The sequence below is a fragment of the Vreelandella andesensis genome, from assembly GCF_003989795.1.
GTDB classification, from domain to species: Bacteria; Pseudomonadota; Gammaproteobacteria; order Pseudomonadales; family Halomonadaceae; genus Vreelandella; species Vreelandella andesensis.
The window spans coordinates 106,533-113,578 of the sequence record NZ_RZHG01000013.1; the positions used below are offsets into that span (position 1 = coordinate 106,533).

Sequence of the window (7,046 nt, forward strand, 5' to 3'; positions counted from 1 at the left end):
CATGCAAGCGTTAGGGGGTTCCCAGCAGCGTGGTATGGCACTTGTTTTAAGCCTTATTTTTCTCGCCATTATCACGATTCTCAGCCTCTCTTCTATGCAGGGGGCCATTACTCAAGACCGCATGGCAGCCAACCAGCGAGACTACACGGTTGCTTTTCAAGCGGCAGAAGCTGCCCTGCGTAGCGCTGAAAACCAGCTCCAGAACGGTATGGCTGTTAGTAATGGCTGGCGTACTCATCAACTGAATATTGATGAACTATCGCGCAGCCCGCGCTACCGCGTGCAGCCAATGGCAGCGCTGGGCTCACGCCCCAACAACGCAGGCGTAGAACTGGTTGAAATGCTCTATCGCATTGAAGCGCAGGGCTTTGGTTTGGGAGAAGACACCAGCGTTACGCTAGAAGCACTCTATGTTCGCCAGCAGCCAGTGGAAGCGCAATGAAAACAGGGTTCATAAAGGCTAGGTCTATAAAAACAATCTACTTGCGCTTGTCGACCGCCGCGTTGGCACTCGTGTTATCAGTTGGCTACACCACGCTGCCTGCCGTGGGTGCTGGCATCTTCCCCCCTGACCCGCCGCCTGAAGAACCGTCCCCAGGCCCGCCGGGAGAACCAGATCCAGAAGACCCCGAACCAGAGCCAGACCCCGAGCCTGAACCAGACCCAGAGCCTGAACCACCGATTGGGGGCGGCGATGATGGCCCTATTGATGAAGACTATGAGATACCCGAAGAGCAAACCGGGATCTCATCAGCACCGTTAAACGTGGTTAGTCGGGTTCCGCCTAACGTTTTACTGATACTGGATAACTCAGAAAGCGGCCAAGAGGGCTTGGATGGCCGGGTGGCGGTAGGCATTACAACCAGCGACCGCGAGACACTTACTGCCTGCCAACCAGATACATTTAATGCCTCACAGTGCCCTGCTGGAGCACGCTCTCCACTTAGTAAATCCAGCATTATGAAGCGCGTAGGAAGTGATTTAATTGAACGCTATCGGGGCGATATCAATATGGGTCTGATGGCTTATCAGCAGAACCCCGCGTCTAGAACCAGGGACGACGCCTTTAGCGGTAGCACCGTTGTATGGCGACTGACCGAGCGTGCGCTTGAGCCGAGATACTCTACCGATGCTAACCCGGCCTGGTATAACCCCGACTTTGAAGGGGCATGGAATGCACCAACAAAACGCTATCGGGCACGCTTACTAGGGCTAAATATTTATGCCTTTTTCAACGTTGGCGTACCCGGCTATATGTTTGAGGAGAATTTCAGTAGTGGTCTACCCACCAACGACATCACCGAGTATTGGCGACGAATTTCCACCCCAACGGCAACCTCTGATCAGTTATCAGAACGTTACCGCAGCCTGACTAGCGGCCCTTCAGGCTCACCCTTTATTGGCGACGGTATTTCCTATAGCGCCCCCGTCAGGTCTAATTTTACCTTGCCGCTGGTTGACAGCTTACGCCAACGTGGTATTCCCAACTGGGGATCGCATACCGCATCAATACAGCTGAACCAGTGGGAATGGCGAACCACCTCTTCGCCAGGCTTAGGTTATTTGCACGTACCGATTGGCGGCTTAAACGCCGATGGGACGGTAAACGACGCGCACTGGGAGGCAATCGAAACAAAACTGGGCACTCAGCGACATGAATGGAATGGCTCAGGCAACCCCATGACAGACCCCAACTGGCCGTTAATCGCGACGGGCCTAACGCCTATCGAAGGCACCATGTATACCGCTCGGGATTACTTTTTAGACAATACTCGCGGAAATAGCGAATTTCGACGCGATCAGGGCCAGCGTTCAGACATCGCCATCCCTAATATTAACAACCCGGATGCTCAGCAATGCTTGGTTAATGCCAATATTTGGCTAACCGATGGCCTTCCTTCGGTTGATCGAAACGGCAATTCACTGGGTAATAACGTGAGTGGCGCGCTGGCCAACGCCGAGGCAGCTATTAAGCGACTTTACGACGACACTGATAAGGAACTCTCCAATCCCGTTAAAACCTACGTTGTCGGCTTTAACCTGCCGCCGGACATCGCTAACTTGCCTAATGTGCCTGACGACCCGCTGGGGGATCTGGCCCGCGCAGGCGGCACTGAGCGCGCCTACTTTGCCAACGACGAAGCCTCACTTAACCAAGTGATGCAGCAGGTACTGGGTAATATTATCGCGGCCTCTCAGTCCAACACCTCCGCAGCGGTGAATAGCGATGAATTTGGGCTAGAAGAGGGTAATTTGCTGTTTACCGCTGGTTTTAGAAGCGATGACTGGTCAGGCCGCCTAGCGGCATCTGTCATTCAGCCGGACGGCAGCCGCAGTGAGCGCTGGAATGCCCAAACCACACTTGCTCAGCAGGCAGGTAACCGACGTCTGTTAACGTCTAAACGCTTAGACGATGGCCAACGCGTCGATGCCCTGTTAACGCCTGAAAATAGTGGCTTTAACAGCGCCGAAATCAGCTGGTTACAAGGTGTCAATGTTCAGGGCCTTCGCCCTCGTACCAACGCGTTATTAGGCGATATTATCAACGCCAGCCCGGTGGTTTTGCAGGGTAACGAAACACGCGCGTCGCTACTGCTGGTGGCTGCCAACGATGGGATGCTGCATGGCTTTAACGCTACCAACGGCCGTGAGCTGTTTGCTTACCTGCCCGCTGAACTTACCCAGGGGGATACGCCCGCGCTGCGTGCGCTAACCCGTGAAGGCTATAACCACCGCTACTTTATGGATGGCACGCCTGCGGTGCGCGACGTTAATATCCAGGACGGACCAGACGCCGTGGCGGTAGGCACCATGGGGGCCGGTGGCCGTACGGTATTTGCCCTGGATGTCAGTGACCCAAGTAACATAGGCACAACCGACGTACTGTGGGAATTTCGCCACCCACAATTAGGCACCGGGGTTAGCGACCCCACCATTACTCAGCTTACCGATGGCACTTGGGTCGCCATTTTTGGTAACGGCTACAACAGCACCGGCTATCAGGCGTCGCTATTTGTGGTGCGTCTCACCGACGGCAAGCTCATCGCTCATTTAAAAACCAATACGGGCAGCGCAGAAGCCCCCAATGGTTTGGCGACACCTACTGTCACGGCTTGGCCACGCTTTTCAGGCGCACGCTTTGCCTACGCGGGTGATTTAGCAGGTAATATGTGGCGCTTTCCGCTCACCAATACAGGTAGCGTGAACCAGCTATATATCGGCCAAGCTGACCAGCCAATTACCTCGGCACCTGCCGTGACGCTAAGCAGCGTCTCGCCTGATACATTAATGGTGCTATTCGGCACCGGCAGCTACTTCCGCAGTAGCGATATCGGTGACCGGTCAACGCAGCAGCTCATTGGTTTACAGGACCGCGTTGACCGTCGCCTCTCGTTCACATCGTCCGACCTAGTTACGCAGCGCATCACCGGAAGCGCAACCCGCGATGGCGTTAATTTACGGGCTAGCACAAACACTGCCCCTGCCAGCAGCCAGCGGGGCTGGCGCTTGGAACTCCCCCCGGGTGAACGTGTAGTTGCCGGGCCTTCTATTTCAAGCAGCTTGCCCAGGCGAGTGCGCTTTTCGACCCTATTGCCCGATGAATCTGACCCCTGCGGCGGCGGACGCAGCGGTTTCTTTATGTCGCTACTAGCCAGTACCGGTGGCAGCGGCGGCACGACCATCTTCGACTTTAACGGGGATGGCAAAGAGGACAGCGATGCAACCATTAACGGCGAGGCAATTACCGGTTTACAAGCAGGAACAGGCGAACGCTTGGTCGGCGTTAACGACGGCAATGTTGAGCAGCTGTTTGTGGGCAATCCAGATGATCCAAATGCCTCGCCCAACGGCGACGGCTCAATCACCATTGGGTTTAGCGACGACCATCTAGGACGTCGTTCCTGGCGACAGCTAAGTGGCGAAGAAAGCACCAATTAAGCTTTTAGATAGTTATCACTTATAAAAAAAGCGGAGCGCTTGTGCGCTCCGCTCCTTTTACGACAAGACTATCGCTGTCTAAGCGTTAATCTATCAACGGCAGCAGTGCGTTCAGACTATCGCGTGCATCGCCGTAGAACATCCGCGTGTTCTCTTTGAAGAACAGCGGGTTCTCAATGCCGGAGTAGCCGGTGCCCTGACCGCGTTTGCTGACAAACACCTGCTTTGCTTCCCAAACCTTCAATACCGGCATGCCGGCGATAGGGCTATTGGGGTCTTCCTCGGCAGAAGGGTTCACAATGTCGTTGGAACCAATCACGATCACCACGTCAGTCTTGGGGAAATCGTCATTGATCTCGTCCATTTCCAGTACGATATCGTAGGGGACTTTCGCTTCCGCCAGCAGCACGTTCATGTGCCCGGGCAGACGCCCCGCCACTGGGTGAATACCAAAGCGAACATTTTTACCGGAGGCTCGCAGTTTGCGCACCAGATCACTTACTGCACTTTGCGCTTGCGCCACCGCCATGCCGTAACCCGGCACAATAATCACGCTATCCGCATCGTTTAAGGCACTGGCCACACCGCCGGCATCGATTGCGATTTGCTCGCCTTCAATCTCAGCCGCCGGCCCTTGGGTGCCGCCGAAGCCACCCAAAATCACGTTGATAAAGTTGCGGTTCATTGCCTTACACATAATGTAAGAAAGGATGGCCCCTGAAGAACCCACCAGCGCGCCGGTCACAATCAACAGGTCGTTGGAAAGCGTGAAGCCAATCGCCGCGGCGGCCCAGCCGGAGTAGCTATTGAGCATCGATACCACGACCGGCATATCCGCACCGCCGATGCCCATAATCAGGTGATAGCCGATAAATAACGACAGTGCCGCTAGCACGATCAATGTCCAGAAGCCTGCGCCATTGAGGTACATAATCGCGAGCAGCAGCGAAAGCACCGCCGCACCGGCGTTGAGCATATGCCCACCCGGCAGCTGGCGAGGTTTGCCATCCACTTTGCCTGCCAGCTTACCGAATGCTACCACCGAGCCGGTAAAGGTCACCGCACCAATGAAAATGGCGAACACGACTTCTATTTGTAAAAAAGTCAGCTCATCTGGGGCTTTTGTAGCGACCAACGCGGCAAACGCTGAAAACTCTTGCATCGCGCCGTCGGCGGCTTGTGCTGCCAGTACCCGGCGGCGCTCTAAATCGGCGCTCCAGGCAACCAATACCGCTGCTAAGCCCACAAAACTATGAAGCGCCGCTACCAACTGAGGCATTTCGGTCATTTCGACCTTGCCGGCGACATAGACGCCAATCCCAGCACCGATCAGCATCGCTGGAATCAGCCACCAGTAGCCACCGATACCAGGCCCGAGGGAGGTAAAGAACACCGCCACGGCCATACCGATAATGCCGTACCACACGGCTCGTTTGGCTTTTTCCTGATTACTCAGCCCGCCTAGCGATAAAATAAATAACACACTTGCCGCAATTGCCGCGGCAGATACGAATCCTTGTCCTAACATATCGTTTCTCCGCCGCTTAGGATTTTTGGAACATGGCGAGCATCCGGCGTGTCACCAGGAAGCCACCCACGATGTTAATCGACGCAATCAGTACCGAAATAGCAGCCAGCACGATAACGACGCTACTGCCTGAGCCGATTTGCAAAATGGCGCCTAAGATAATGATGCCCGAAATGGCATTGGTAACCGCCATTAGGGGCGTATGCAGCGAATGACTCACCTTCCAAATTACCTGGAAGCCAATGAAGCACGCCAACACAAATACGATGAAGTGCTGCATAAATGAGGCGGGCGCTATTTGGCCTAACAGCAGCATTAGCACGCCACCCACCGCGAGCAAGCCAGCTTGCCGTTTGGTTTGAGCTTTAAACGTGGCCAGTTCAGCGGCTTTTTTCTCTTCAGGCGTTGGTGCTTTCTCTTTTTTCTTCGGCTTCGCCGCGGCGATCGCTTTCACTTTCGGGGGCGGCGGTGGGAAGGTAATTTCGCCCTGGTGCGTGACCGTGGCACCGCGAATCACGTCGTCTTCCATATTGTGATGGATGACACCGTCTTTCTCTGGGGTGAGATCGGTCAGCATGTGGCGGATGTTGGTGGCGTACAGCAGCGACGCTTGGGTAGCCATGCGTGAGGGGAAGTCGGTGTAGCCAACCACCACCACGCCGTTATCACTGACAACACGTTCATCAGGCTTGGTTAAATCGCAGTTACCGCCTTTTTCAGCGGCTAAGTCGATAATCACTGAGCCCGGCTTCATGGCCGCGACCATATCTTCTAGCCACAGCTTCGGCGCGGGCCTGCCTGGAATGAGTGCCGTGGTGATGACGATGTCGACATCCGGCGCTTGTTCGCGGAAACATGCTAGCTGCTTCTCGCGAAACTCTGGGCTGGAAGGTGACGCATAGCCACCGCTTTCCGAACCGTCCTGACTGTCTTCAAAATCGAGGAACAGGAATTCAGCGCCCATGGATTCAATCTGCTCGGACACTTCGGGGCGCACATCAAACGCACGTACCACAGCGCCCAGGCTCGTCGCGGTACCAATCGCCGCCAAGCCCGCTACACCTGCGCCAATCACCAGCACCTTGGCTGGGGGGACTTTACCCGCGGCCGTGACCTGACCAGTAAAGAAGCGGCCAAAGTTATTGCCAGCCTCAATCACCGCACGGTAGCCCGCAATGTTAGCCATTGAGGAGAGCGCGTCCATTTTTTGCGCTCTGGAAATACGCGGCACCATGTCCATCGCAATAACCGACGCGCCCTGCGCTTTACAGGTTTCCAACAGCGCGTCGTTTTGTGCCGGCCAGAAGAATGCAATCAGCGTCTGGCCTTCCCGCAGGTAGTGAGCCTCTTTTTCCGAAGGTTCACGGACTTTAATCACCACGTCCGCATCACGCCACAACGCTTCCGCGCTTTCCACAACGCTGACACCCGCGTCGCGATACGTGTCGTCATTAAAGCCCGCGGCAACCCCCGCGCCGGCTTCCACCAGGCATTCATGGCCCAGCTTTTGGAGCTGTGTTGCGCTCTCAGGTGTCAGCGCTACACGCGCTTCTCCTTGAGCTGTCTCTTTCGGTGCGCC

General features: G+C 55.4%; 4 protein-coding genes. 2 read left to right on the plus strand and 2 right to left on the minus strand.

Annotated features, from left to right (window positions below; translation table 11 throughout):
* Position 1: 1 nt before the first annotated feature.
* Entirely contained in the window at positions 2–442 is a 441-nt protein-coding gene (locus tag ELY33_RS07230) for a pilus assembly PilX family protein (protein WP_126946078.1), read from the plus strand.
* Entirely contained in the window at positions 439–3,939 is a 3,501-nt protein-coding gene (locus ELY33_RS07235; RefSeq protein WP_244208577.1) for a pilus assembly protein, read from the plus strand. Before ELY33_RS07230 ends, ELY33_RS07235 begins: the two co-directional genes overlap by 4 nt.
* A gap of 85 nt (positions 3,940–4,024) precedes the next feature.
* Here the strand turns inward: ELY33_RS07235 and ELY33_RS07240 are convergent, their stop codons facing one another.
* Positions 4,025–5,467 (minus strand): NAD(P)(+) transhydrogenase (Re/Si-specific) subunit beta, encoded by a 1,443-nt coding sequence (locus ELY33_RS07240; protein ID WP_126946082.1) that lies wholly within the window; start codon positions 5,465–5,467, stop codon positions 4,025–4,027.
* Positions 5,468–5,483: 16 nt separating this feature from the next.
* A partial coding sequence (locus ELY33_RS07245; RefSeq protein ID WP_126946085.1) for a Re/Si-specific NAD(P)(+) transhydrogenase subunit alpha occupies positions 5,484–7,046 on the minus strand: 1,563 nt, incomplete at its 5' end.